Origin of the sequence: Rhizobium sophoriradicis (genome assembly GCF_003939025.1) — a bacterium.
Lineage (GTDB): Bacteria > Pseudomonadota > Alphaproteobacteria > Rhizobiales > Rhizobiaceae > Rhizobium > Rhizobium sophoriradicis.
Genome location: NZ_RQIH01000021.1, coordinates 86392 through 113184, shown reverse-complemented (window position 1 = coordinate 113184; position 26793 = coordinate 86392). Strand labels below are relative to the sequence as shown.

Here is a 26793-nt window from a genome sequence, read left to right as displayed (position 1 = left end):
GTTCCCTTTCCGAACACGGCCGTGAAACGCCCCTGCGCCCATGGTACTTCGTCTTAAGACGCGGGAGAGTAGGTCGCTGCCAGGTCTGCAAATCGCAACTATAATCTTCTCATCACATCCAACGGCCCAAAGCCGATCAAAAGGGCCGCTCACAAAGCGGCCTTTCGTGTTAATATAACGCCGCGGGGTGGAGCAGCCCGGTAGCTCGTCAGGCTCATAACCTGAAGGCCGCAGGTTCAAATCCTGCCCCCGCAACCAACGATCCCTGCGATCCACAAAAGCCCCCTCCGTGGGGCTTTTTGCGTTTCTGCACTCCATCATCCGCAGAACTACGAAGCAACCCTTCGAGCACGTCCGTTTCGGCAAGGAAGGCCGGATCCTTCTTGCCGGATGCAAACTTCAGGATCGCCGCGAGGTCGCCGCGCAGCACGATCGCCAGTTCACCGCCATTGGGGACCAGTTCGATCCGCTCGACGAGCGTACGCAGCACCTGCGCGGCACGCGCCCGTGTTTCTTCATCGCCGAGCTGGTCATGAAGGGCTGCGATCTCGTCGTGGTAATATTTGGCGAGGTTCGGATGCAGCAGCGGAGGGGGCGCTTCCGTCGTATCGAGCATCAACGACAGCTCCTTCTTCCGCTTCTCGAGACCCACCATCTTCTCGTTGATCCGTTCAGCGGCGCCACCCTTCAGAATGAGATCCAGAAGTGTGTCGAGTTCACGGTCGATACGTTTGATCTCCGCTTCGGCGGAGTCGAGCGATGCGCGTGCTTCCATCCTGGCCTTGTTCACTTCCCGGGTGAACTCCTCGCAGAACTCCTTGAAGAGCTCCGGCTCCATCAGGTGCGTGTCGAGTCCGTTCAGGATGCTCGCTTCAAGCGTGTCGCGGCGGATATTGAGCCGGTTGTCGCAGGTTCCCTTGGTGCGGGCATTGGTGCAGCCGAGCATGTCCTTCGAGATCATCGAATAGCCGCCACCGCAGCAGCCGCATTTGACGAGGCCGGTGAAGAGATGCTTCGGACGCCGGCGATCGTTCAGAGGAAGATTGTCGCCCGGCTTGGTTCCGGGTTCCATGGCCAGTTGCGCTTGCCGCGCTTTCACCAGGTCCCAGAGGCTCTGGTCGACGATCCGGAGCTCCGGCACATCCTGGACAACCCAGTCGCTTTCCGGATTGAGACGCGACACGCGTTTGCCCGTGTCCGGGTCTTTCAGGTAGCGAAGCCGGTTCCAGATCAATTTGCCGACATAAAGCTCATTGTTGAGGATGCCGGTCCCGCGCTTCGGATTGCCATGAATGGTCGAAGGGCCCCATTCGCTGCCCTGCGGTCCGGGCACGCCCTCGCTATTCAGCAGCATCGCGATGGTTCGCGACGACTTGCCGGCGAGATATTCGGCAAATATCCGGCGGACGATATTGGCCTCGGCCTTGTTGACCGTCCGCTCGCCGCGACTGGCCTCGCCGGAAGCGTCGATCTGGCGCACGACGTCATAGCCGTAGCAGAGGCCGCCACCCGATTTGCCGTCCTCGACCCGGCCCCGAAGGCCGCGGCGCGTCTTGTCGGCAAGATCCTTCAGGTAGAGCGCGCCCATCGTGCCCTTGAGGCCGATATGCAGTTCGCTGACTTCACCCTCGGAAAGGGTGACGATGCTGACGCCGGCGAAGCGCATGCGCTTATAGAAGCCGGCGATGTCCTCCTGGTCGCGCGACAGCCGATCGAGAGATTCCGTCAGGATCAGGTCGAACCGGCGTTTGAGACCGTCGGCGATCAGTTCCTGCACGCCAGGCCTGAGCAGCGACGCGCCCGAAATCGCCCGGTCCGAATAGCTGTCGACCACCGTCCAGCCCTCACGCTCGGCGCGGGCGCGGCAAACACGTAGCTGATCCTCGATCGAGGCATCGCGTTGATTGTCGGAGGAGTATCGGGCGTAGAGCGCGACCTTCATGCGGCGGTCTCCCTAGTCGGGGAAACGATCGCGGGACGCGCGCTCCCGTTCGGCTTCGACGAATTTGCGGGCAGCCTGTCGCGCGAGAAGCCGCACGAAATCGCGAAGGCGAGGATCCGGTTTCTTCGGATCGTAAACCGGCATGGTCGCGGAGGGTTGAAGGTCCACCCGAACCTGCTTTGCGGCTGTGCCCTTCTGTCTTGCCACAACGCCATCCTCGCCGACGAACGGACCAATCCGTTCCGGGCAAAGATTGGGCTGAAAGCCCCGATCTGTGAATGCGAATTCCCGGGCATTGTGGCGAACTCCGGCGCAAAACACTGATTGGCCCGCGTCTCGGGCGCATTCGGGCGTAGTCCGTGCGGCGGAGACAGCAAGCTCGGGCGCAACCATAGCGGAAAATCGCGATGGGCGAATCCCCCAAAATCGATTTTTTCGTTCACATTTTTCCTTGGAAGCCGACCAACGGGCGACGTGCCTAAAGGGGAGCCAAGGGGTCTTCCCCCTTGCTCCCCTGCAAACGCCGCCTGCGCATGGCAGGCCCGCCGGCTCGCAAGCCGTGGCACTGTCCGCCCGGCCTTCACTTCTCCGATCCGTCTCGCTCGCCCTGCAGCCCGGCGATGCTCGCCGGCATTTGCCCCCTCCATCCCCGCGCGCTCACGCGCCCCCGGGAGGCATGTCGGGGACATGCCTCCGGCATTGAACCAAAGAAAGGATTGGAACAATGGCAAGGACAGCGAAGAAGGCGAGAGCCGTCACGATCACGACGGCGGACGATTTGGCAACGGACGAAAACGTGCTCAGCATCGCAGACGCTGCGGCGGATGTGATTGCGGCTCTGCCCGCTCCGGAGAGCAGTGCGGCGGCAGCCACAAGCGGCAGGGAAATCCTGATCCCGCTCGACAAGCTCAAGAAATCGCCGCGCAATGCGCGCAAGACCCCGCACAGCAACGAGACGATCGAAACCTATGCGGCGAGCATCGCCGCCAAGGGCATTCTCCAGAACCTTGTCGTCGAACCGGAATTCGGCGCTGATGGCGAGCCGACCGGTTCTTACTTGGTGACCATCGGTGAAGGCCGCAGGCTGGCGCAGGTCCTGCGCGCCAAGCGCAAGGAGATCGAACCGACGGAGCCGGTCCGCTGCGTCATCGATACGACAAACGATCCGTTCGAAATCAGTCTGGACGAGAATGAGTCACGTACCAATCTCTCGGTTGCCGACCAAGTGGAGGCCTTCCGGACGCTTGCGGAAAACCGGGGTTGGGGTGCGGAAGAAATCGCCGCCCGCTTCGGCGTGACTGCCCATGTGGTGAAGCAGCGGCTTCGTTTGGGTGCGGTCAGCCCGAAGCTGATGCAGGTCTATCGTGACGGTGGATTGACCCTTGAACAGTTAATGGCCTTCGCCGTCACCGACGATCATATGCGGCAGGAGCAGGTCTATGACGGCCTCGGCTATAATCGCGAGGCCTACATCATCCGCCGCGAGCTTACACGGACGCATGTGCAGGCAAACGACCGAAAGGCGATGTTTATCGGCGCGGAAGCCTATATCGACGCGGGCGGGTCGATCCTGCGCGACCTGTTTACGGAGGATCGCGGCGGATACTTCGAGGACGCTGCCCTTCTGGACCGGCTGGTCCTCGAAAAGCTGCAAAATATCGCCGCCGAGCTAAAGGCAACGGAGGGATGGAAATGGACGGAAGTCTTCATCGACTACCCGCACGCCCATGGGCTCCGCCGTGTCTACCCGCAGCCGGTCGATCTTTCGGTGGGAGACCTTGCCGCTCGCGAGGCGGCACAGGAGGAGTTCGACCGCTTGACGGCGGAATGGGAGAATACCGACGAAGATTTGCCGCCCGACGTCGATCAGCGCTTTTCCGAGCTTGAAGCGGAGATCGAGCGCCTTGACGCCTTGCGGCATGCTTACGACCCGCAGGAAGTGCCCGTCGGCGGCGCATTCGTCTCGCTCAACTATGAGGGCACGGCTCGCATCGAGCGCGGCTTCATCCGACCGGAGGACGAAAAGCCGGGACCCGAAGCGGACGGCGCAGAGGATGGGATAACCGTCATCGATGGCGTGCGCGTCAATGCGGACGGAGAAGTCATCGAGGATACGGAAGGGCAGGGAGGTGACCAGCCCTACGGTTCCGCCAATCAGGCCCCGGAGGACGACGAAGGCGATGCTACGCAGCCGGTTTCCGATATTCTCACCCGCGACCTGACCGCGCATCGGACGCTTGGGCTTCGCCTCGCCCTTGGCGAGCAGCCGGATATCGCGCTGATCGCCGTCACCCATGCGCTCGCCGCGCAGACCTTCTATCGCGGCATGGACGCCCACGTCCTCGAAATCCGGCCCACCAGTGCCGCGCTTTCCGGTCATGCGGACGGCATTGAGGATACGGCGGCGGCGAAGATGCTGGCGGATCGCCATGCGGGTTGGGCGACGGACATGCCGCGTGACGTGGCCGATCTCTGGGACTTCATCGCCGGGCTGGATCCGGTGAGCGTCATGGCCCTGTTTGCCCATTGCGCATCCTTGACCGTGAATGCCGTCAAGCAACCATGGGAGCAGCGCCCGCGTGCGCAGCGCTCCGCCGAGAGGTTGGCAACGGCGCTGACTTTGGACATGAGCCGGTATTGGAGGCCGACCGTTCGCAGCTATCTTGGCCGCGTCACGAAGGCGCATATTCTCGCCGCCGTGCGGGAGGCCTGCGGCAACGAAGCGGCGGAGCGGATCGCGGACATGAAGAAGACGCCCATGGCGGAGGCTGCCGAGCATCTTCTCGGGAAAACCGATTGGTTGCCCCCGCTCCTGCGCACCGAGCGGCCAGCTTTGCTGGCCTCTGAAGGTGACGGCACTGTGGACGAAGAGGCGTCGGTCCCGACCACCAGCGGGGACGTCGATCCTCGCGAAGCGGAGGGGTGGGGCGAAGACGGGGACCATGTGCATGCCGAAGACGACGGCACGCACGACGAGCCTGTCTTCTCAGAAGCCGCTGAGTGAACAGGGTTTGGCCGGAGCCACAGCGCTCCGGCCTAAATTCTCCACATCGGGAAAATTTGCGGCCGCGCCACAAGGGCGCGGCCGTGACCTCGACGCAAACACGGCTACCACCTTTATCAAACGCGCAGCATCACATCGTCGCCAGATGTCGAGAGTGCGCGGGGAATGTTGCCATGACGCCGATTATCCTCCTGGCTGTCACGCTGTCCGTTGCGATGTGCGTACTTGCCTTTGCGCTGGCGACCCATGCCCTGCCGTTCATGCTTGGCCTTGCCGCATTCCGCCTCGCGCACGCATGCGGCGCAGGAGTGATAGTCGCTGGCATCGTTGCCATCGTCGCCGCTACCCTGTCGTTCGCGCTGTTCGTTTACCTCTGGGAGGTCTTGCGCAATCAAACTGCCCGACTTGTCGTCGCCGTCGTCTATGCAGTGCCTGCCGCTGTCGCAGGATATGCCCTCATGCACGGCGCGGTTGGTGCTGCGTCTGTATCGGAACCTACGAGGCAATTCTTCTGCCTAGCCTGCGGCGCAGTCGTCGGTTTCTCGGCAGCGGCGCGGCTCGCCCGACTGAGATGAAGCGCCCCGGCGGTGGCCGTCTATGTAGGATTCACAGTATTGCGGGTTTCCCATGCGACGGGAATGTGCACGCTTCGACTTCAATGAAGCAGGAGAAGCATATGAAGCAGGATCAATCATTCGAGTTGTTCACCTACTCCGTGGTCAGCGACAACGAAGAGCCGCGTTGGAAGGAAACCGGCATTTCGGACGTCTACTTTGCCAGCTTCGAAGAGGTAAAAGCCGAAGTCATGAGGTTACACGACGATCTGAAGTCGGCGGATGAGGAGCTTCCTGCCTTCCGAATCGAAAAGATCGAAACGCTTCCCGTCTCGAAAGCCAACTTGCTGACGCTGCTCAACGAGGGCATGGGCGCCTTCCTCAAGAGCTACGAAATTGTGGAAACGGTGGGTTAGCAGCGCCGGGCCTGTCGTTCCGGTTGGTCCCGTCAGTGCAAGGCCGGCGGTGACTCTCACGCGAAACAACGTAGCACCGCACCGGGCTGAAGAGCAGTCCGGTGCCCTGTCCAAGCCATCCATGCAAGTTCAACGACGAAACGCGGATCATCCAGCTTGGCGGGATGGACTGTGGCGACCATGCCGTTAGCCACTTCCAACTTACGCCGAGCGCGGCTGGCGGCGGAGAACAACAGTACTCTGGCCATCACGCCCGCCGTCGCGATGGCGGAAAACACTCACAGGCTTAGATGACACGGTGCCGGTGTTGCGCGTGCCGAAGATACCGTTGTCCACGGGTAGGCGAAGGCGTCGATGGTAGCCATGATGCGGTCGTCCCGTTTCCACCCACAAGATCACGCCCAATGCGAACTCGATTGATCTGGTCTGACCGAAGACCGGCGGCGAACGGCCGCCTCGATCTCAATTCCGCAACGTCCGACATCCGCTTTTTTCCGCCGCCGGCCTGATGGCCGACTTTGCATCGCGAAATCAAAAAAGCGGCTGTCGGCCGCCCTTCATTCCATTCCGGCCATTCTGGTGCGGCCCGATCGTCCCCGGTCCAACGACCGTCATCGAGATCGCGATAGGCGCGATCCGATCAGCAAAAAGGACAATGCATCATGGCTACCATCGGCACCTTCACCCGTTCCGAAACCGGCGAAATCTCGGGCTCGGTCAAGACCCTCACCCTTAACGTCAAGTCCGTGAAGTTCGTGCCCGCCGAGGGCGACACCGAAAACGGCCCGGACTACCGCGTGTTGGCAACGGCCGTCGAGTTCGGAGCCGCTTGGAAGAAGCAGTCCGACAAGGGCAACTCTTACCTTTCCGTCAAGCTGGACGATCCGAGCTTCGCTGCCCCAATCTACGCCAGCCTGGTCGAGACCGAAGGCGAGGAACTGGCCCTCATCTGGTCGCGCCGACGCGCCAGCAACTGATCCAGCCACCGCCAGGGCCCCGCGCAAGCGGGGCCTTTTACTCAACAGCGGCTTCAGTCGCGGCTCGCCACAAGCCGCAGCTTTGGCTTGCTGCCGTCTTTCAAGTTCTTTTCTGGCGGGGCAAGGCTGTGCATTTCAGCAAATTCATGTGGATTTGTTCGAAGTGCGTCAGCCAATTCCTCCAAAGAGTACCCTAGCTCTTTCATGTGAAGGTCGACGAGTTGCCTACCGAGCTTGCCAGATTCCGGCTGAATGTCGAATTCCTTGGGTTCTCGTGTCCGGTACCCGTACATGCTCATCTGTTTGTACAAACGGGTAGCACTTGGATCTGAGATGACGCCGAGTGACTTGGCTCGGTAGATCAACGCGGACATAGCAACCCGCCATTTCTGTTTCAGTTGCCCTAGCTTCGGGATCGATAGTCCCCGCTTCAGATCCGCCAACACCCCCGTTTGCGGCATGAGGAGTTCGGCCGCAAATTCATTCGCCTCTTTCTCCATCGCCTCATACGGGTAGGGATGAAGCACGACGTGTCCATATTCGTGCGCCAAGCTAAAGCGCTTGCGATCTGCAGGCCGATTCCGATTAAGGACGATGACCGGCCTCATGCCAGTCGGCCGGAGGGTGACGCCATCGATGTCGGCCTCGCCGAAGTCACCTTCGACGACAAGGATTCCGGTCGATTCGACATATCGCACGAGGTTTCCGATCGGAGCATCCCCCAATTGCCATGACGCGCGCACACGAAGTGCCGCCATGCTGGCCGATGTCACCGCACCGGCGTGTTCGCTGACACTCGACTGGCTATCGACGACCTCAAATTGCAGAAGCTGGTATTCCGGTTCTAAATCGATTGCGTCCAACAGTCTGCGGAACTGGAAGACGAAATGATTGGCGAGCGCAATGACAGCATGTTGATCTTTGGCGGAGACAGCAGCCTTCTTCCGGAACGCTGCACCGTGAAGGCTCATTGGAGTCCTGTAAAGCAGCTCCTGCTCATAAAAAAAGCTTACCGGGAATCCCAAGAAACGCGCGATCGATTGGATCTCTTCCAACGAAAGCACGTCTCGGGTGCCGTTTTCGATACGAGAGATCGCTGCTTGAGCAACCCCTGTCCCTGCGGCCAATTCCTTCTGAGTTTTTCCGCGTCTGTTACGAGCTAGAAGCAGCATCTCCCCGTTTATTGGTCTCGCTGCCATGTTTGAACTCGTCTCCTTTTACCTTCTTCAACGTCACCTTTGTTCCGCTCGGCCCATCTACAGGGGCGGGTTCCGCCACGCCAGTAGCCTCAGAGGCCGCACCGCGATGGATTTCGATTTTCCGCTGGTCGACTTTGTCCGCGAACTTGAGATACGCCCGCGCAACTGAAGCACCTGTACCACTAAGATGGCAGGCGATAAAAAATAGGAGGTCGGAAGGTGCTTCCACTTCAAAGCCAGGGAGTGTGGGCTCCCGCTCAATGTCAAAGGCTGCGAATTGATGTGCTGCTTTGGACGTACCACCGCGCGGCCCCGCCAAATGAAGCTCGAAGCAAACTGTATAGTTCTTCCCTTCAATGGGAAGGGTGCCGGTAATCTTGTTGCTCTGACCATTCTCGCAATAGTCGACACACAATCCGTGATCGGAAAGACTGGCCGCCGCGGCGGCGTCGGGCAGTGCCCCATTCAGCACCGATCCAGTCGCCCTCGGGTCGCCCAAGTCCACATGCCGGACTTTTGCGAAATCGGCCAGGGTGCCTTCGAGCTCTCCGATGAGCGCCCAGATTGGTGCTTCAAACTGTTCTCGAGCAGCGAGCAGCGCGTTGTCTCTGTTCAAGTCCGAATCGCCTTCTACCATTTCGACATCTTCCATATAGCTGCGCCGGCGATTGCTGTCAAAATATTCAGAAAAATATTCACTGCCTGAATATTCTTGTCCACATCTACATCATGGGGAGCCAAGGGAGACTTTCCCCCTTGCTCCCCGCAAACGCCGCCTGCGCATGGCAGGGCCGCCGGTTCGCAGGACTGATCACAGCTATCACCTCCCGATTTCTCCACCTGGTCCCGCTCACGCTGGCAGCCCGGCCATGCTCGCCGGCATTTGCCCCCTCCATCCCCGCGCGCTCGCGCGCCCCCGGGAAGCATGTCGAGGGACATGCCTCCGGCATCCAAGGGAAAAGGAGCAAGGACATGAACGTCATGAATAGCCAGCAGGTAGAGCATGGTTTCAAGGTGGACATCTCGCGCGGCGAGCGGATCGGGCGGGTTTCGTCGGAATGGTTTTCTAGGCCGGACGACGAGCGCTATCTGTCGTTGACGGAGCTTTACGACGCCGTGAAGGCGAGAGCGGATCGTGCAACGGCCCGGACCGTGGAAAGCCGCGCCGTACGGGTCGAAGCGAGCCGCGACAATGCCGAACGGCTCGCGCTTCTCGTTCCCGGACAGGAAGAACCCATTGCACCGACGCATTGGAGTTTTGGCCAGCTTTGCAGCCTCGTGGGCGCACCGGCAACCTATATGCGCCAGCTTCCCGCGCCATTGGCTGGCATCAATCTGCAGCATGGCTTGCTGTCGCATCGGGCGGAACTCATCAAGACGCTGGAAGCGGAAGACGGTCGCATCGAGTTGCGTGCCGTGACCGGTCCCGACTATGGCCGCATCTGGGATCATGAACTTGTCTCGGCAGTGATGAAGATCGCGGGCGACGGCGTCGGCGATACGATGTGGAAGGTGCCGGGCGTGCTGGATTGGGCGACGATGACGCACAATCCGTTCGTGGACGTGACGAAGGACACCACGACGCTTTATGCCAGCGATCGCGACGTCTTCCTGTTTCTGGTGGACGATACGCATCCGATCGAAGCCGGACGGCTGCCGAACGGAGAGCCAGATTTGTATTTCCGGGGCTTCTATGCGTGGAACAGCGAAGTCGGCAGCAAGACGCTGGGAATAGCAAGCTTTTATCTCCGCGCCGTCTGCATGAACCGCAACCTGTGGGGTTGCGAAAATTTCGAGGAGATCACCATCAGGCATTCGAAGTTCGCGGCGCAGCGGTTCGCGCATGAGGCAGCACCCGCCTTGCGCTCGTTCGCCAATTCGTCGCCCGCGCCATTCGTGGCCGGGATCAAGGCGGCGCGGGAACGGATCGTTGCCCACACTGACGAGGATCGGCAGACGTTCCTGCGCAAGCGCGGTTTCAGCAAGGCGGAAACCGGCAAGATCATCGATGTCGTCTTGCAGGAGGAAGGGCGCCCGCCGGAAAGCGTCTTCGACTTCGTGCAGGGAATAACGGCGCACGCCCGCACCAAGTCGCATCAGGATACGCGGCTCGATCTTGAGGCGAAGGCGAAGAGCCTGCTTGAGCGGGTTTGATCACAAACAACGAACCGGAAGCGAGGGAGGATTTCGCTTCCGGTCCGCCGGCCCGCCGCGCGTCAAGTCGACGCGCTGGAAACTGCCGTATTCGACGTGAGCCGTGAACCCATCTTTCCGGCATAGCGGTATTCCCGCTTTGGCAGCGCGCTCGCCGGGCTGCGCCCGGCTCGCTATTTCGGCACACAAACTTTCCGTCCGTCCACTGGCCATCGGGCCGAATACCTAATATATTGGGTGGTAGTATATTGGGTATCTGGTGACTCCTCGCTCATGAGCCTGAGGGAGAGAGTCGCCAGAAACCTGCGTCGCGTCCGACATGAGAAGTCCATGTCGCAGGAAGAGCTTGCCCATCGTGCTCACGTCAACCGCAACTATGTCGGCATGCTGGAACGCGAAGAGTTCGCGGCATCCATCGACATGCTCGAGAAGCTCGCCCTTGCACTCGGCGTCGATCCGATCGAGTTCCTGCGCGACGAGGCGTGATGTCGGCACCAGCGCTCACCGAAACATCTCACAAACTGGCCCGCCAATAACCCCAATGTTGTCTTGCCGGAACGTTGCCCTTGTGAAATTCTTAATGGGTCGATGGGGCAGGACCAGAATGAAACACGCCCGCACGGTAAGGATCGATCGATGAACAAGCCCCTGCGCGACGAGGGCCCGCCGCTGACCGACCGCGTCAATGACTATGACGAGGCGCATTTCGCGACCTATCTGCGCTTGCTCGACGCCGATGCCGAGGGCGCCGATTGGCGCGAAGCGGTGAAGATCATCTTCGGCATCGATCCGGACGCCGATCTCGATCGCGCCAGGCGTATCCATGAAACCCATCTCGCCCGCGCCCGCTGGATGACGAAGGAGGGTTACCGGCATCTGCTCGACGGGCGCATGCAGTAACCTCTTGAAACGTCACGTTGCTGCCATGATCTCCGTGCGCGCGTTGCGGGCATTGGGGGGCGACTTCATTCCAAATATGGGGGTTGCTCCGTTCGAGTCCGGATGGATACATGTGCGCCTCTCTCATGTTTCTGGACCGGAAGGACTGCCGATGGAACCATTAGAGGATTGGCGCTCGCCGAAGTTCGAAGAGGAACTTGGGCGGCTCGATCGAGGCGGGATCAGTTTCGAATTCCTTCGCCGCAATGATGAATACAGAGCCCACTACAAGGCAGCGACGGATGAACGCGGCAAGGACACTGCCGCGCTGATCGCTGCCAGGGAGGGCTTGACCCGGCAGTGGGGTCTCACGTTTCCCGGCTGATCCGTACCGGCCGGCCACACAATCCAAACCTGTCTGGCTGCCGCAGCTCTTTCCCGCGACACTGATCATCACGCCGGCGCCACTAGGCTTCGAAGGCTGCCTTTCCCTCGAACCCAAAACTCTCCCGGCGGAACACGCCGTGGATGCCGGCGGCTTCCACGTCGACATCCGCGACGTCGACGGTCTTCATCGCCTGTGGTTTCCAGGCGGTGACGCGCCGCTCAAGGCCGCCATTCTCATTCCGCTCGATGCACACCTTCCCGAACGCATCCAGAGCCTTCAGCGGTGGCATCGCTGGCTCTTGATCCAAGCGTCCGTTCCAGTGCCCCGCTGGCAGCGGTTCTCCCCCTATCGCATTCATCGCTTCAGCCTGATGCTCCGCGCCTGGGACGGCGTCAGCAAGGGCGCCTCCCGGCAGGAAGTGGCAAGCGTGCTGTGGAACCCGGCGCTGAACAAGCTACGCTCCATAGACTGGAAGAATTGCCCGGAACGCCGCCGTCTGCACCGTCTGCTCAAGGCCGCGCAGCAGCTGATCAAGGACGGCTATCTCCGCCTGCTCAAGCCAGATTCCGAATAATCAGAACTTTTGATCTCGCGCACCCGGCTGCCCCCGCATCGTGCCTGCGATGGGGGGACACTCACAGGAGCGCGCGCATTTTGTCACTCCGTGTCGCCCTCTGATCTTCGCCATCCTCGCAGCCGTTCCGCCAATGCCGTGGCGGTTGTGACGGAGACCGCAGATGCAGCAGAAAACCGATCCCGCTTGGCCGCGTTTCGTGCGCACCCCCGAAGCCGCGCGATTGCTCGATCTTTCTCCCCGCACGCTGGAAAAGCACCGTTGCGAGGGAACAGGCCCAATCTATCGCAAGCTCGGCGGCCGCGTCGTCTATTCGGTCGCCGATCTTGAGGCCTGGGTGGAAGCCGCCGCGCGGCAGTCGACGTCTCAAGCCGCGAAAGCGCGGGTGACGCCGGCGCTCATTCCCGCTGCCGGCACGGCGCGATGACGGTCGCGGTTTTTCCCATGACGACGCATCGGACTTACCAGGGCCAGCAGCTCGAACTCTTCCAGGCGCGGGGCGGGGATATCGCGGCAAGAGACGCACAGGACCTGATGTCCTGGCCGTTCTTCTCGCTCGCCAAATCGCGCCGTGTCCGGCCGATCGACTTCAAGATGGGAGACGTGGCCATTCGGGTCGAGGCGACCGCCGAGCACGGCATGGCGACGATCTGGGATGCGGACATCCTGATCTGGGCGGCGTCACAGATCGTCGAGGCGCGCGACAAGGGATTGCGCACATCGCGGTTCATGTCGGCCACCCCTTACGAAATCCTCTCCTTCATCAATCGCGACGACTCCGCCCGCAGCTATGAGCGGCTGAAGGCGGCGCTCGACCGGCTGCAATCGACCACCGTCGTCACTTCGATCCGCCAACCGTCCGAGCGGCGTCGGCATCGCTTTTCCTGGATCGCCGAATGGAAGGAGCGGCTGGATGACAAGGGAAGGCCGCTTGGCATCGAGCTCATCCTGCCGGACTGGTTCTATGCGGGTGTTCTCGACAATGCGCTGATCCTGACGATCGACGACGCCTATTTCGATCTGACCGGCGGCCTGGAACGCTGGCTCTATCGCCTCGTGCGCAAGCATGGCGGCCGCCAGAGCTGGGGGTGGAGTTTCGATCTAGAGCATCTGCATCTGAAATCCGGCAGCCTCTCTCCGTTGCGTCGCTTCCGCTTCGAGCTGCGGGCGATTGTCGCCCGCCAGCCACTGGTCGGCTATCGGCTGGCCCTGTCGATTGACCCGGACGGGCGCGAGCGGCTGACGTTTCGTCCTGCGCGCGTTGAACGTTCCGCCGCACGACGGACTTCGGGAGCGATGTCATGAGGCCTCGACCGTCAAACCGTGAGATGGCCCGCTGTGGACAAGCTGTGGATGGGCCCGTGCTATCGGGAACGGCAAAGCCCGTGCTATCAGGGACGCGATCCCCGTGCTATCGGGAACGCAAACGCCTCGTAACCCATTGGCGCGTAACGGGCAATTTGGCCCCTTCTAACTTACCTAACACAGAATCCTTCGGATTCTGCCTAACGCACCCCCGCAAAATCACAGCTGTGGATCCTCCGATTGCGGGCCGATCCGACCCGCCGAACCCACCCGTGCGGCGGCTGGGAGGCGCGCCATGAACACGCTTGAGAGGCCGGACAGCTTCCCGAGAGATGCGACCGTGGTGGAACTCACCTGGCGCAAGGGCAAGATCGAGCATTGGCTCCGCTTTGGAGAAATTGCCGCCGAACAGCGGATCGGCCGCGACAAACGCATCGTCGGCTTTGCGCCCGGCAGCCTCTTCGCCTTCGTCCGCTGGGCGGCCAACGATTATGGCACGGTGATTTCGCGCATCGACATCGTCCGCGCTGTCCGCGCCGGCGAGATCTATCAAACACTGCCCTTCGTTCGCCCCGGCGGCGATATCCTGCTCAGGCTCCACGGCTGGCCGAAGGTCGAGACCGTGCTCTTCGCCATCGACGCGATCGAGGCGCTCGGCATCAAGCCCGCCGAGGTCTCGCCTGACCATTGGCGGCACCTTCATCACCGCCTCAGCGTCAACGAACCCTTCCACGCCTATTCGCGAGAGCAGCATCGCGCCTGGCTGAAGCGGGCGGCGATCGGCGATCCGCGTGATGAAGGAGAGGCCCGATGACGCGCTTTGCTTGGCTCATCGCGACCTACGTTTCGGCTCTCTTCACCACGGGGCTGATCTTCTTCCATCCACAAAAGAAGCTCATGTGGAATGCCTCGGCGAGCGCGCCGATCGGGCTCTATCGCATAGAGCCGGTCGACGAACTGAATGTTACCGATCTTGCCGTGGTGATGCCGCCCGACGAGCTCGCGGGCTTCCTCGATCAGCGCGGTTATCTGCCGAACGGCGTGCCGCTGCTGAAGCGCGTGCTGGCGCTGTCGGGCACACAAGTCTGCCGCAATGGCACGGCGATCAGCGCCTACGACATGGTCTATGGCACAGCACTGGAGCGCGACGGCCGTGGTCGCCCGCTGCCCGTCTGGCAGGGCTGCATCACGATCCAAAAAGACCAGGCCTTCTTCATGAACTGGGACGTGCCCGACAGCCTCGACGGCCGGTATTTCGGGGCGCTTCCGCTCACCACCGTCATCGGTCGCGCCGTTCCGGTGTGGACCTATGACGCACCACCGACACCCACTTCCTCAACCACCGAAAGGAAAAACCATGAGCCAGATTGGTACCTTCACGCGCAAGGATGATGGCTTCTTCGGACGCATCCGCACGCTCACCCTCGACATCGAAGTCACCATCCTGCCGGCCGACGAGACGGACGTGGAGAACGCGCCGAACCACCGCGTCTTTGCCGCCGGTCAGGAAGTCGGTGCGGCATGGGACCGTACCGGCGAGCGTGCCGGCAGCTATCTCTCGGTCGCGATCGACGATCCGTCCTTTGTCGAGCCAATCCGCGCCCGCATGTTCGAATCCGACACAAAGAAGGATATCTGGAACCTTCACTGGACGCGCAAGATCCGGCGCGACGAACAGGGCTGAGCCATGCGAGACAATCGTTCGCGCGGCTCCTCAAGCCCAATCCCCTTGATCGATTGGGTGCCGGTCAATCCCCTCGACCCGATCGCCTCTCCGACAGCCGTCGCGCACAGCGAAGGTCAAGGGCGGCGGCTGGTTTTCCGGGAAGCGGGCCTGCCGTCCGGCGCTGCCCGTCCGGAAAACTCCGGTCGGCGGCGAAGCCTTGCCCTTGACCGCAGCGAGCACGATGGCAGGCTTAGCTCGGTTCGAGAGACGGGCCGCCAGGACGTCATGCGAGCGATCATAGCGTTGCCGATCGCACTCGCAACGATCGTCGCACTGCCCGGCGTTGTGTCGGCTGATCCGCCACCGAGCGATCGTCTAGCGGACCATGCATCGGTTTCCGCGACGCCCGGTCCGTATGCCGATGCCGTCACCGAGGCGGCCAAACGCTTCGCCATTCCGGAGCGTTGGATACACGCCGTCATGCACGTCGAGAGCCGCAATGATCCGTCCGCTATTTCAACGAAAGGTGCGATGGGCCTGATGCAGATCATGCCAGCGACCTGGGTCGAGCTGCGCGCGCGCCATCATCTTGGCGATGACGCTTACGATCCCCGCGACAACATCCTGGCGGGCGCTGCCTACCTTTCCGAACTGCACGATCTCTATGGCTCCCCAGGCTTTCTCGCGGCGTACAATGCGGGTCCGGGTCGCTATGAAAGGCATCTTGTTTCCGGCAATCCCTTACCGCGGGAGACCGTCGACTACATGGCAAGACTCGTGCCGATGATTGACGCCGAGGCTGCGCCCGTCGTGCGGATCGCGGTGCGTATACGGCGCAATGAATGGGCTGGTGCACCGTTGTTCTTCGTGTCCAGAGCCGACCGTGATCAAGCCAAGGATGCGTCGGCGAACAGGCGATCGAAAGCAGGTGACACAACAGCGATCGTTGATCTTTCGGCTCTCGAACCGGCGGCAGATGGCATATTCGTCAGGCGCGTAACCGATGAGGAGCGGCGGCCATGAGAAGTGTGGCTTGGCGTGCTGCAGCGGTCCGGATCGTAATTGGTGCGGGAGAGGGCGGGGGAGCCGCGAATTCAGCCGTGGAGGGCAAGATAAAAGGCCGCACATCGCGGCTGGGACGGTCGGTTGCTTTGATTGGTTTTTTCCGGCTTTTCCGCACCTCGCGGACCACAAACGCGATGTGCGCGTCAGCGAATTTCCGAATATTTTCAACGAAGATCGCACATCGCAGCAGGAAAGCGTATGAGCCGCGACGATGACTTCCACATCCGGCCAGGGCGCATCCGTTCAAGCAAGGCGCAGCGTGCAAGGCCATTCATCGCCCAAGCGCTCGCTGCCGCCGAGAAGGCCGGCAGGCGCGTATCGCGATCCGGCAAAATCAGGCCCGGCCGGTGCCGCGGGCCGAGCTTCGCCCGCGGTCGCGTGGCGAGCGTGCGCGCCAACCGTCTGATTACCAGCCGGACGCGGCTTTGCGCGGTCAAGGCACGCTTCGTTCGCAACAAGGGGGAGCGCGGGCCGCTCGCCCGACATCTGAACTACCTGCGCCGCGACGGTGTCACCCGCGACGGCAATAAGGCGCGCATGTTCGGTCCGGAGACCGAAAATGCCGATGCAAATGACTTCACCGATCGTTGCAAGGACGATCGGCATCACTTCCGGTTCATCGTCTCGCCGGAAGACGCGGTGGACATGGAGGATCTGAAGCGCTTCACGCGCGAACTGATGAGCCAGGCGGAGAGGGATCTCGGAACAAGGCTCGACTGGATCGGTGTCGATCACTGGAATACCGACAATCCGCACGTGCATGTTATCCTGCGTGGTCGGACAGATGACGGGCAGGACCTGGTGATAGACCGAGACTATATCCGATCCGGCCTTCGGGATCGGGCGCAGGACCTCATCACCCAGGAGTTGGGGCCTCGCACCGATCTCGACATCAGCCGCTCGCTGGAGCGGCAGATCGAGGCGGATCGCTGGACCGAGATCGATCGCCAGCTTGTCCGCGACGCCGATAAGCATGGCATCATCGATGTCGCGCCGCCGCCTGACCACCAGCCCGACGAACACCTGGTGCAGAAGGTCGGGCGGCTGCGCCATCTCGAACGCCTTGGCCTTGCCGAAACCATTGGTGCCGGCCAGTGGATTATCGCTGAAGAAGCCGAGGCGACCTTGCGGGAACTCGGCGCCCGCGGCGACATCATCAAGCGGATGCATCAGGCGCTGTCAGGTCAGGGGATCGAGCGAAGCGCCGCCGATTACGTGCTTTCCGGTGAGGTGCAGGATCAGCCGCTCATTGGTCGGCTGGTCGAGCGCGGTCTCGATGACGAGCTATGCGGTACCGCCTTTGCCGTGGTCGACGGCACAGATGGTCGTACCCACCACATTCGGTTTTCCGATATCGAGGCGGCGGGCGATAGCGCGCCGGGCTCGATTGTCGAACTGCGTTCCTTCGAGGACGCGAGAGGCGCCCGGCGCGTCGCCCTGGCCGTCCGTTCCGATCTCGTACTCGAAGCGCAGATCAAGTCGGATGGCGCGACCTGGCTCGATCGCCAGCTCATCGCCCGTGATCGAATCGAGCTTGGCGGCTGTTTCGGGATCGAGGTCGGCCAGGCGATGGCAGAGCGAACCGAGCATCTGATCGGGGAGGGGCTGGCGCGGCGAGAGGGTGAGCGGCTTATCTTTGCCCGTGACCTCGTCGGCACGCTGCGTCAGCGCGAACTCGATGCGCTCGGTGAGAAGCTCTCCCGGGAGATGAACATGCCGTTCCATTCAACCGCCGAAGGGGAGTTTGTCGCCGGCACCTATCGACGGCAGTTCGCTCTAGCCTCCGGCCGCTTCGCCATGGTGGTCGATGGTCTCGGCTTCAAGCTCGTGCCGTGGACGCCATCGATCGAGAAGCATATCGGCCAACATGTGTCTGGCGTTGCCCGCTCCGATGGTGGGGTTGACTGGAGTTTCGGACGCAAACGCGGCCTCGGTCTTTGAACCGCGCGCGGCAAGTTTTTTTGCGATGGCCTGCGCTGGTTTGCGATATCCGCTACCGCGCGCGTTGCAACACGTTGCGCGATTCCTTCCACTGTCGGCCTGCTTTGATTGCGGAAGGGAAATGTCGACTTGCCGGCCACACGCGTTCTCTGGAGCCAGATCATCGTTGTCCTCCTAATCGTGCTCGTAACGATCTGGGGAGCGACGCAGTGGACCGCTTGGCGGCTAGGCTTCCAGCCGCAGCTTGGGGCACCCTGGTTCGAAGTGGCAAGCAAGCCGATCTATCCGCCACCGGCACTGTTCTGGTGGTGGTATTTCTATGACGCCTATGCTCCGCACGTCTTCCTGGAAGGCGGAGCCATTGCTGCGGCCGGCGGGTTGCTCGCGATTGCCGCCGCCATCGCCATGTCGATCTGGCGAGCGCGCGAGGCGAAAGACGTTCACACCTATGGTTCCGCTCGCTGGGCGGAAGGCGACGAGCTTAAAAAGGCAGGGCTCCTCTGCGACGACGGCGTCGTGCTCGGCCGGTATAATGAGGCCTATCTCCGCCATGACGGCGCTGAACATGTCCTCTGCTTCGCGCCGACCCGATCCGGCAAGGGAGTTGGCTTGGTCGTGCCGACTCTTCTGACATGGCCGGGTTCGGCCATCGTCCACGACATCAAGGGTGAGAATTGGGAGCTCACTGCTGGTTTTCGCGCCAGGCACGGACGTGTCCTGCTCTTCGATCCGACAAATCCAAATTCGGCCGCCTACAATCCGCTGCTGGAGGTCCGGAAAGGCGAGTGGGAGGTAAGGGACGTTCAGAACGTCGCCGACGTCCTGGTCGATCCCGAAGGGTCTCTCGAAAAGCGAAACCACTGGGAGAAGACATCCCACTCACTCCTCGTCGGTGCGATCCTGCACGTCCTTTACGCCGAGAAGGATAAGACCCTTGCAGGCGTCGCGGCCTTCCTCTCCGATCCCCGGCGGCCGATCGAGTCCACCTTGGCGGCGATGATGACGGCACGGCACCTTGGAGAGCAGGGGGCGCACCCGGTCATCGCCAGCGCGGCGCGGGAGCTGCTCAACAAGTCCGACAATGAACGCTCGGGTGTTTTGTCGACGGCCATGTCATTCCTCGGACTCTACCGCGATCCTGTCGTGGCGACCGTTACGCGCCGATGCGACTGGCGGATTGCCGACATCGTGGGAGGGGAGCAGCCGGCAACGCTTTATCTAGTCGTGCCGCCGTCCGACATCTCCAGGACGAAACCGCTGGTCCGTCTCGTTCTCAATCAGATCGGCCGGCGCCTGACGGAGGATCTTCACGCGAGTGAGCGCCGACACCGCATGCTCATGATGCTCGATGAGTTCCCCGCCCTTGGCCGCCTCGACTTCTTCGAAAGTGCGCTCGCATTCATGGCCGGCTACGGCATCAAGGCCTTCTTGATTGCGCAGAGCCTCAATCAGATCGAGAAGGCCTATGGTCCCAACAATTCGATCCTCGACAATTGCCATGTTCGGGTCAGCTTCGCGACGAATGACGAACGCACCGCCAAGCGTGTGTCCGACTCTCTCGGTACGGCGACAGAGGTGCGCGCGATGCAGAACTATGCTGGACACCGGCTGGCGCCCTGGCTCTCACATCTGATGGTCTCCCGCTCCGAGACAGCGCGACCGCTGTTGACCCCGGGCGAAGTGATGCAGCTTCCGCCGGACGACGAGATTGTCATGGTGGCCGGCATTCCGCCGATCCGAACGAAGAAGGCCCGCTACTTCGAGGATTGGCGGTTCAAGGAGCGGGTTTTGCCCGCACCTGCGAGCGACGGGGCGGGCGACAGCCCGACGGCGACGGACAACTGGTCGGATCTGGTTCCACTGGCAGCCAAACCGTTGGCTGATCATCGCGCCGCTGGTGTGGAAGGCGTTCAGTCGGACGGTGCCGACGGAAGCGACGATGAGGCGAATGCTGGCCTGCGCCGCGAGCCCGGCCTGGAGGCGCACAAGGAGATCGTTCCAGAGCCACTAACGTCGCCGATCAACGAATTCGATCTGTATGCGGGTGAGCCGGAGCGGGATGCCCTCTCCGCGCGGGCACTTGCACGTCGCATGCGCCAGATCGCACGCCAGGCCACCATGGACCCGAATGACGGAGTGGAGCTTTGAGATGTCGGGTCCCCCCGAAAAAAAGCAGCGACTGTCTGTATATGTGGAACCCGATCTGAAACGGCGACTTGCCGACTTTGCCGATCGACGGGAGCAATCGGTTTCGCTGATTGCGGAGGCTGCGATCGCGTCATTCCTCTCACCAGATGCGGATGAACGGAAAGAGGCAGCGATCGTCAAGCGCCTTGATCGGATAGGCCGTAATCTTCAGCGGTTGGAGCGGGATCTGGAGATTACCAGCGAGACGTTGGCGCTGTTCGTTCGGTTCTGGTTGAACTCGACGGTTCCCCTACCGGAAGAGGGACAGGCGGCAGCTCGCGTGAAAGGGGCTGAGCGTTATGACCAATTCATCGCGGCTCTTGGTCGTCGATTGTCGCAAGGGCCGAAGCTCGATCACGAAGTGTCTGAAAAGGTCGAGCAAAACTGCTAACCATGATTGGTCGTTTCGTTGGACAAGGCGCGCTCCTCCTCGATTCCTCTACTTTTTTTGGGGTGCTGCGTGCGTTTCCTTATAGGGCAACCATGAGGACACTACCGATAGGTCGATGTCGGTCGACACCTGTCCGCCGACCGCCCCGCGCCGCAGGCATGAGGCGAAACCGGGCGAGGGTAACTGCGCGATCGTAAGACCAAGCAATTATCAGCGGTAAGCCTGCCGTTAAGGTGTGCGAAGTAATTGCCATCCGATTTGCGCAGCTTTTCCAAGCAATAAGGATCGAATACCTCCTTCAGACACGCATTAAAGTTGAAATCTAGTTCCAAAGGTCGATCTCGCTCACTATATTTGTCCCGATCCCTCTCGTGATCAGAGCGGTAGCCATTGCTGTTCGTCGTGCTAAGCACGTGCTTTCTGCACTTGCGTAGAAGATCCGATGTGCCCGGTCTTATAGGTTGCGCAGGAAGAAATCGTTATATCCGTCTTGTCGAAGAAATAGCCTGAGACTGACCATCTTACGTCGGTACTGACGTCCGATTCCTATCAAGGCTTAGATTGTAGCGCGCTCGATGACCCAACTCTCCCCCGATCCGTCCTGGGCGCATTCGATGAGCACGTTCACCGTTTCCTGAAGCAACTTACCCAACCGTCGGCCCTTCTGCCAGAACACGACATAATGATAGAGGGCACTCGGCTCGAACGGTCGCACTTCGACGGGGAATGATGCAAACTGCCGGGCGGCAAATGTGTTGCTGCTCGTAATGCCGAGTCCGGCGGCGACGAAGCTGATTTCCTGGCCAATAATATCCACTTGGATCGCCAGACGCGGCTCCGCGCCCATGTATCTCAGGGCATTCTCGTTCATTTGGTGGGAGTGCAACTGCGGTTCGATGTCCGCAAGCGGCTCGTCGACCAGATCTTCCGGCTTGATAACGTCTTTTTGCGAGAACCGATGATTGGGGTGGAAAATGCAGACATTGGTCGCCGTCGTTGCGGGGCACCAGTCGAAGACGTTTTCATCCAGCGGCAGCCGGGCAAGCCCGAGATCCGCACGTCCCTCCAGCACATGGTCTGCCACCTCTCGGTAGTTGCCGGACTTGATATGGATTGCCGTGACCGGCTGGCGGGAGCGCAACTTGCGAATGGCTTGGGGAAGGAGATGGAGAGAGAAGACATGCGGTGCCGCGATGGCGATCGTGTCGCTGTCTGTACCCTTCAGTGAGGCGACGGTCCTAGCGATCCGTTCCATTTGGATGAACGTCGCGTCGGCATCGCGAAAGAGGGTCAACGTCTGTGCCGTCGGCAGAAGCCGCCCCTTATCCCGCACGAACAATTGTAGGCCGAGCAGGCCCTCCAGTTGCTTGATCTGCTGGCTGACGGCCGGCTGGCTGATGTCCAGCGCCTTCGCCGCTGTCCTTTCGGACCCCGTCCTGACGACCTCGCGCAGGATCTGAAGCTGGCGGAGTGTTATACCTGTCTTTGCGATTTCCACCATACTGGGGCTTCCGTTTAGAGGTCGATTGTATCCCGGCGCGCACAAAGGTCAGCTTATACTACTCGTGTACATTCGACCAAGTCGCTTCCAATTTAGCTTTGAATTGTCGCGTTTTTGCTGGACGAGGCTTCGGGCCATATAACTTGAACTTATCTAAAAATAATTTCCCTTATAAATTGACCCCTGTTGGAGTGTCAGGCAATCATCCTCCCAAGACGCCGCTCTAAAGACACACCCGGCGTAAGTGGGGCACGGGACGCTCCGAAAAACCCAAGCCTGAAAGACGAAAGGGTGGTGCCGCTCCATGCGTGCAGCAATGGTCTTGTCGTGCTCAGAATCGGCCGTGACTTGTTCACGCGGGACGCCGCTTTCCCGCGCGGGGCGCGTGATGTCGAGCGGATTGATGACAGAACAGGCGCCGGGACACGGCATTCGCGCCGAGCGCATCGAAAAGCGGCTCGGCGGCAACGATGTCCTGCGCGGCGTCGACCTCACCGTCCGGCCCGGCGAGATCCTCTCGATCCTCGGCAGCAGCGGTTCAGGCAAGAGCACGCTTCTCCGATGCCTCAATCTCCTGACCGTTCCTGATCGCGGCGACATCTGGGTGCATGGCGAGAAGCTGGCGATCCGGGCCGCATCGCAGCAGGGTGGGCGGGCCAGAATCCTCGACCATCGGCAGGTCCGAAGGGTTCGGGCTTCCACGGGCATGGTGTTCCAGAGCTTCAATCTCTGGCCCCACAAGACGGCGCTTGAGAATGTCACGGAAGGCCCCGTCCTCGTAAAGGGAACGCAGGGCAATGCCGCCGCGGACCTCGGGCGTCACTACTTGGCCAAGGTCGGGCTTTTGGACAAGGCGGACGCCTATCCGCGCCATCTTTCCGGCGGCCAGCAGCAGCGCGTTGCGATTGCCCGCGCGCTGGCAATGGAGCCCCGCGTGCTGCTCTTCGACGAGCCGACATCGGCGCTCGATCCGGAATTGGTGGGCGAGGTGCTGCGCGTCATAGCCGCGCTTGCTGGAGAGGGGTGCACGATGGTGATCGTCACCCACGAACTGGCTTTCGCGCGAGAGGTGTCGACGCGGGCCGCTTTCATGCACGCGGGCTTGATCGAAGAGGAAAGCCCGCCGCAGGAATTCTTCTCCTCTCCCGTCTCAAGTCGCCTTCGCGGCTTTCTCGCCTCACATCGATAGAAGGACGTTACGCGTGGATGGTTTCGTGGTGCAGTTCGTCAACGGATTGAAGACGACGGTGCTGCTGGCGCTTGTCAGCGGGGCGCTCGGCATGGCGCTTGGGTTGCTTGCCGCGGCGGGGCGACTGTCGCGGTGGCGGGGCATTAGCCTCGCCGTGGGCTTCTACACGACGATCATTCGTGGCGTGCCTGAGCTCATCATCATCCTGCTGATTTATTTCGGCGGAACGGTCGCCATCAGTGCCTTCTTCAGTCGCTATGTCGAGGTCAACGCGTTCCTCGCAGGGGTCATTTCCCTCACCGTCGTTTTCGGTGCCTATACGGCAGAAATTTTCCGAGGCGCGGTGCTCAGCATACCGACCGGACAGATCGAGGCGGCCCGCTCGCTCGGGCTGCATCCATGGCAGGCCTGGCTGCTGGTTATCCTTCCGCAAATGCTGCGGATCGCCCTGCCGGCACTTGCGAACCAATGGATTTCCCTCGTCAAGGAAACGTCGCTGATCTCGATCGTCGGGCTGGCCGACATCATGCGCGTCGCAGCGATCGGCGCGGGCTCGTTACGGGCGCCGCTGACATTCTATCTCGCTGCATCGGCTCTCTATCTCGCGCTGACCAGTTTGGCGCTGGTTATCTTCAGCCTCCTCGAACGGCGTTTTGCCGTTCCCGGACGGTGAGGTGCCACGTCATGGATGTCATACTCCTCCTCACCAGCACGGTCACGCTTACCAGCGGTATTCCGCTGACACTCCTCCTGACAGCCGCATCGCTCCTAGCGGGCCTCGTCCTCGCCGTGCCCCTGGCCTTCATGCGCGCGTCGTCTCGGAAGTGGCTCTCTCTGCCTGTGCTTGCCTACACCTATGTTTTTCGCGGCACGCCGCTGCTTGTCCAGCTCTTCATCATCTATTACGGCTTGGGCCAGATCGGCATCATTCGCTCGAGCGTCCTTTGGGTTCTACTGCGCGATCCTTTCTGGTGCTGCCTGCTGGCCTTTTCCCTTAACAGCGCCGCCTACACGACGGAGATTTTTCGCGGCGGTATCCAAGCCGTGGCCGACGGCATGATTGAGGCGGCACAGGCTATCGGCATGTCGCCACTGCAGATCAAGCGCCGGATCATCTTCCCGATCGCCTTTAGAAGTGTTCTTCCATCCTATGCTAACGAGATTATTAGCCTCGTGAAAGCGACGTCGCTCGCCAGCACCGTGACCTTGCTGGAGATCACTGGGCATTCGCGCAAACTGGTTTCAGAATCTTTTGCGCCCTACGAGATCTTCATTGCCGCTGGAGTGCTCTATCTCGGCCTTACATTCTTTCTGACCGGCTTCTTCCACGCCTTGGAGGCTCGGTTGAATGACGCTCCGCGGGCAAAAACCCATCCGGACCGGGTCGCGCTGCAGCAGGTGGCTCATGAACAATAGTCCCCTTCAAAACCCATCGTTGTTATGTGAGACCACTTGGCGCGAAATCGACTTGTCTGCCATAGGATCCAACTTCCGCGCCATTCGAGGGGCTATCGGCCCGAACACAAAAATCTTCGCGTGCCTGAAGCAGGACGCCTATGGATGCGGGGCGGGGAAGGTTGCTTCGATCTTGTCCGCGGCGGGCGTCGACGCCTTTGGCGTGGTGTCCATCGCCGATGCATTGGCCGTACGAAAAGCGGCGCCGAGAAAACCCATCCTCATGTATCCGGGCATTGGCCCGAGCGCGGTGGGGCTTGTACGCGACCTCGATCTGACGATTTCGATCTCCGGCGAGGAGGATCTTGCCAGCTGGCTTTCGATCGGTGCACCGCTCAAGGTTTTCGTGAAGGTCGATCTAGGTTTTTGGCGCGCCGGTGTAGCGCCTTCAAACCTCCGACGTTTGATGGATCTATGCACGTCGCATAGCAATGTCACCGTTGATGGCCTTTATGCCCATCTCAGCGAGTTAGGCGACGCCGGTTCCTCGACTTTGACGCAGGTCGCACGCCTGACGCCGCATCTCGCAGGACTGAAGGCGGAGGGGCGGCTTCCGGCAACCGTCATGGTCTCAAGCAGCGAAAGCCTGCTCAATCATCCGGAATTCGACATGGATGCGGTCGATCCTGGTGCGCTCCTCTTCGGACTGACGCGTTCCCGCACCGGGCGCAGAATCCTGCCCATCCGCCCGGCATTGTCGGCGATCAAGGCGCGTATCGTCGCGCTCAAGACAGGCCACGACAGTATGGGGGCGCCTCCGGACCTGCCGGGATACCACCCGGACATGCGCCTAGCGGTACTGGGGATCGGCTGGGGGCATGGGATTCCGCGACGACTCGGTTCCTCGGCCTCAGTCCTCGTCAGGGAGCGGCGCGCGCCGATCGTGCCGCCCATCCACCTCGAACATCTTCGCATCGATGTCACGGATATTCCCGAAGCGGCGCTCGGGGATGAAGCGGTCCTGCTCGGCTCTTCGGGCGCGGACCGCATCACGCTGCCGGAACTCGCAGAAGCCTGGAACACGGATGAAACGGGCGTTAGCTGCGGCCTGCGGGAGAGCCTGCGACGGATAGACGTCGCACAAATCGAAACCGAACCAAGAAGAAGGGGAATAACATGAAGCGACATCTAACTTGCGCCGTCGCGGCGTTCCTGTTCGCAGCCGGCATTGCCCAGGCCGGGGAGCGCACGGCGATCACCATTGCCTCGGAAGGGGCCTCGCCGCCGTGGGACTATATCGACCAAAATGGCGCGCTCGTAGGCTTCGACATCGACGTGGGCAACGAACTCTGCGCGCGGATGAAACTGCAATGCACCTTCGTCGCCCAGGATTGGGACGGCATCATCCCCGGCCTTCTAGTGAAGAAGTACGATGCGATCATCTCCGGCATGTCGATCACCGACAAACGCAAGAAATCCATTGCCTTCTCCAAGCCCTATGCGGTGACGCCGAACCAGATCGTCATGCGTCGGGCAGTCGGCCTGCCGCCCGGCGATACCGCGGTGAAACTCGACTTGACGGACATCGACGGGGTGAAGAAGGACATCATCGCGAAACTGCGGGAAAGCCTGAGGGGCAAGACCCTCGGGGTGCTTCGGTCGTCGAATTCGGAGGCGGTCGTCCAGGAACTCTTCGGCGATGTCGCGCAGGTGCGCAGCTATGATAGCCAAGAAAACCTCAAGCTGGACCTGACCTCCGAGCGCATCGACGGCGGACTGGGTGACTATCTGACCTGGAAGCAATTCCTCGAAACGCCGGACGGAAGGAGCGTCGATTTCTTCGGTCCGCAGCTTTCCGGTGGCAGTTGGGGTCCGGGCGCCGGCATCGGCCTGCGCAAGGAGGATACCGACCTCATAGCGGCCTTTGACATCGCGCTTGAGACGAGCATCACGGACGGTTCGCTCGGCAGGATTAGCTTGAAATGGTTCGGTACGGATATCTCACCGCAGATTGGGAAGTGACCGCTCTTTCATTCCAGTCGCGGCGGTCCGCAAGGGGCGGCTGC

The 26793-nt window shown here is 61.2% G+C and carries 28 protein-coding genes, 1 tRNA gene and 1 rRNA gene; 25 read left to right on the top strand and 5 right to left on the bottom strand.

The window, feature by feature from the left end:
* Window positions 1–85, top strand: a 5S ribosomal RNA gene (gene rrf / locus EFR00_RS34320); the annotation flags it as partial.
* A gap of 96 nt (window positions 86–181) precedes the next feature.
* Window positions 182–258 (top strand) — tRNA-Met (locus tag EFR00_RS28740).
* Here the strand turns inward: EFR00_RS28740 and EFR00_RS28735 are convergent.
* On the bottom strand, window positions 215–1942 hold the full coding sequence (locus tag EFR00_RS28735) for a recombinase family protein (protein ID WP_077994996.1): 1728 nt from the start codon (window positions 1940–1942) through the stop codon (window positions 215–217). The genes EFR00_RS28740 and EFR00_RS28735 overlap by 44 nt on opposite strands.
* Window positions 1943–1954: 12 nt before the next feature.
* Window positions 1955–2149, bottom strand: coding sequence for a hypothetical protein (locus EFR00_RS28730; protein ID WP_125864879.1), 195 nt, complete (start codon window positions 2147–2149; stop codon window positions 1955–1957).
* A 517-nt stretch (window positions 2150–2666) separates the two neighbouring features.
* Between EFR00_RS28730 and EFR00_RS28725 the strand changes: the two genes are divergently transcribed.
* From EFR00_RS28725 to EFR00_RS28710, 4 genes are all read left to right on the top strand, one after another.
* Entirely contained in the window at window positions 2667–4946 is a 2280-nt protein-coding gene (locus EFR00_RS28725; protein WP_077994914.1) for a ParB/RepB/Spo0J family partition protein, read from the top strand.
* 173 nt (window positions 4947–5119) lie between these two features.
* Window positions 5120–5521 (top strand): hypothetical protein, encoded by a 402-nt coding sequence (locus EFR00_RS28720; RefSeq protein WP_077994915.1) that lies wholly within the window; start codon window positions 5120–5122, stop codon window positions 5519–5521.
* Window positions 5522–5622: 101 nt separating this feature from the next.
* A complete protein-coding gene (locus EFR00_RS28715; protein ID WP_077994916.1) occupies window positions 5623–5916 on the top strand; it encodes a hypothetical protein in 294 nt (97 codons plus the stop codon).
* 662 nt (window positions 5917–6578) lie between these two features.
* Window positions 6579–6893, top strand: a complete 315-nt coding sequence (locus tag EFR00_RS28710) for a DUF736 domain-containing protein (RefSeq protein WP_077994917.1) — start codon at window positions 6579–6581, stop codon at window positions 6891–6893.
* A 53-nt stretch (window positions 6894–6946) separates the two neighbouring features.
* Here the strand turns inward: EFR00_RS28710 and EFR00_RS28705 are convergent, their stop codons facing one another.
* The gene (locus EFR00_RS28705; RefSeq protein WP_077994918.1) at window positions 6947–8092 is read right to left on the bottom strand and encodes an XRE family transcriptional regulator; all 1146 of its coding nucleotides are present in this window, start codon (window positions 8090–8092) and stop codon (window positions 6947–6949) included.
* Window positions 8046–8744 carry a hypothetical protein gene (locus EFR00_RS28700; RefSeq protein WP_125864878.1) on the bottom strand — a complete coding sequence of 233 codons (699 nt, stop codon included), beginning with the start codon at window positions 8742–8744 and terminating at the stop codon, window positions 8046–8048. Before EFR00_RS28700 ends, EFR00_RS28705 begins: the two co-directional genes overlap by 47 nt.
* A 320-nt stretch (window positions 8745–9064) precedes the next feature.
* Here EFR00_RS28700 and EFR00_RS28695 point away from each other — a divergent pair, with 320 nt between their 5' ends.
* The 14 genes from EFR00_RS28695 to EFR00_RS28630 all read left to right on the top strand — a co-directional run bounded on the left by EFR00_RS28695 (window position 9065) and on the right by EFR00_RS28630 (window position 20642).
* Window positions 9065–10246 (top strand): DUF932 domain-containing protein, encoded by a 1182-nt coding sequence (locus EFR00_RS28695; RefSeq protein ID WP_077994921.1) that lies wholly within the window; start codon window positions 9065–9067, stop codon window positions 10244–10246.
* A gap of 273 nt (window positions 10247–10519) precedes the next feature.
* Window positions 10520–10732: a helix-turn-helix domain-containing protein gene (locus EFR00_RS28690; RefSeq protein WP_077994922.1), complete on the top strand. Its 213-nt coding sequence runs from the start codon at window positions 10520–10522 to the stop codon at window positions 10730–10732.
* A 150-nt stretch (window positions 10733–10882) separates the two neighbouring features.
* The gene (locus EFR00_RS28685; RefSeq protein ID WP_077994997.1) at window positions 10883–11146 is read left to right on the top strand and encodes a DNA -binding domain-containing protein; all 264 of its coding nucleotides are present in this window, start codon (window positions 10883–10885) and stop codon (window positions 11144–11146) included.
* Window positions 11147–11171: 25 nt separating this feature from the next.
* Window positions 11172–11510, top strand: coding sequence for a transcriptional regulator domain-containing protein (locus tag EFR00_RS28680; RefSeq protein ID WP_125864877.1), 339 nt, complete (start codon window positions 11172–11174; stop codon window positions 11508–11510).
* 37 nt (window positions 11511–11547) lie between these two features.
* Window positions 11548–12087 carry a DUF2285 domain-containing protein gene (locus tag EFR00_RS28675; RefSeq protein ID WP_425376257.1) on the top strand — a complete coding sequence of 180 codons (540 nt, stop codon included), beginning with the start codon at window positions 11548–11550 and terminating at the stop codon, window positions 12085–12087.
* A 163-nt stretch (window positions 12088–12250) separates the two neighbouring features.
* Window positions 12251–12514: a helix-turn-helix transcriptional regulator gene (locus EFR00_RS28670; protein ID WP_077994924.1), complete on the top strand. Its 264-nt coding sequence runs from the start codon at window positions 12251–12253 to the stop codon at window positions 12512–12514.
* A 17-nt stretch (window positions 12515–12531) separates the two neighbouring features.
* Entirely contained in the window at window positions 12532–13392 is an 861-nt protein-coding gene (locus tag EFR00_RS28665) for a replication initiator protein A (RefSeq protein WP_077994999.1), read from the top strand.
* Window positions 13393–13687: 295 nt separating this feature from the next.
* Window positions 13688–14206 (top strand): DUF2840 domain-containing protein, encoded by a 519-nt coding sequence (locus EFR00_RS28660; protein WP_077994925.1) that lies wholly within the window; start codon window positions 13688–13690, stop codon window positions 14204–14206.
* Window positions 14203–14784, top strand: coding sequence for a S26 family signal peptidase (locus tag EFR00_RS28655; RefSeq protein ID WP_077994926.1), 582 nt, complete (start codon window positions 14203–14205; stop codon window positions 14782–14784). Before EFR00_RS28660 ends, EFR00_RS28655 begins: the two co-directional genes overlap by 4 nt.
* The gene (locus tag EFR00_RS28650; RefSeq protein WP_077994927.1) at window positions 14750–15076 is read left to right on the top strand and encodes a DUF736 domain-containing protein; all 327 of its coding nucleotides are present in this window, start codon (window positions 14750–14752) and stop codon (window positions 15074–15076) included. Before EFR00_RS28655 ends, EFR00_RS28650 begins: the two co-directional genes overlap by 35 nt.
* Window positions 15077–15121: 45 nt before the next feature.
* Window positions 15122–16081, top strand: a complete 960-nt coding sequence (locus tag EFR00_RS28645; protein ID WP_245435281.1) for a lytic transglycosylase domain-containing protein — start codon at window positions 15122–15124, stop codon at window positions 16079–16081.
* A 240-nt stretch (window positions 16082–16321) separates the two neighbouring features.
* The gene (locus EFR00_RS28640) at window positions 16322–18064 is read left to right on the top strand and encodes a relaxase/mobilization nuclease domain-containing protein (RefSeq protein ID WP_077994929.1); all 1743 of its coding nucleotides are present in this window, start codon (window positions 16322–16324) and stop codon (window positions 18062–18064) included.
* A 129-nt stretch (window positions 18065–18193) separates the two neighbouring features.
* Window positions 18194–20212: a conjugal transfer protein TraG gene (locus tag EFR00_RS28635; RefSeq protein ID WP_077994930.1), complete on the top strand. Its 2019-nt coding sequence runs from the start codon at window positions 18194–18196 to the stop codon at window positions 20210–20212.
* Between the two features lies 1 nt (window position 20213).
* Entirely contained in the window at window positions 20214–20642 is a 429-nt protein-coding gene (locus EFR00_RS28630; RefSeq protein ID WP_077994931.1) for a CopG family transcriptional regulator, read from the top strand.
* 556 nt (window positions 20643–21198) lie between these two features.
* Here the strand turns inward: EFR00_RS28630 and EFR00_RS28625 are convergent.
* Window positions 21199–22143 carry a LysR family transcriptional regulator gene (locus EFR00_RS28625; RefSeq protein WP_077994932.1) on the bottom strand — a complete coding sequence of 315 codons (945 nt, stop codon included), beginning with the start codon at window positions 22141–22143 and terminating at the stop codon, window positions 21199–21201.
* A gap of 403 nt (window positions 22144–22546) precedes the next feature.
* On the opposite strand from EFR00_RS28625, the gene EFR00_RS28620 reads away from it, so the two are divergent.
* The 5 genes from EFR00_RS28620 to EFR00_RS28600 are packed head-to-tail and all read left to right on the top strand — an operon-like array spanning window position 22547 to window position 26749.
* A complete protein-coding gene (locus EFR00_RS28620; protein ID WP_077994933.1) occupies window positions 22547–23332 on the top strand; it encodes an amino acid ABC transporter ATP-binding protein in 786 nt (261 codons plus the stop codon).
* A 13-nt stretch (window positions 23333–23345) separates the two neighbouring features.
* A complete protein-coding gene (locus tag EFR00_RS28615) occupies window positions 23346–24005 on the top strand; it encodes an ABC transporter permease (protein ID WP_077994934.1) in 660 nt (219 codons plus the stop codon).
* Between the two features lie 11 nt (window positions 24006–24016).
* A complete protein-coding gene (locus EFR00_RS28610; RefSeq protein WP_077994935.1) occupies window positions 24017–24748 on the top strand; it encodes an ABC transporter permease in 732 nt (243 codons plus the stop codon).
* Window positions 24738–25907 (top strand): alanine racemase, encoded by a 1170-nt coding sequence (gene alr / locus EFR00_RS28605; RefSeq protein WP_167482305.1) that lies wholly within the window; start codon window positions 24738–24740, stop codon window positions 25905–25907. The genes EFR00_RS28610 and alr overlap by 11 nt, the downstream gene beginning before the upstream one ends.
* A complete protein-coding gene (locus EFR00_RS28600; protein WP_077994937.1) occupies window positions 25904–26749 on the top strand; it encodes a transporter substrate-binding domain-containing protein in 846 nt (281 codons plus the stop codon). The genes alr and EFR00_RS28600 overlap by 4 nt, the downstream gene beginning before the upstream one ends.
* The last annotated feature ends 44 nt before the right edge of the window (window positions 26750–26793 follow it).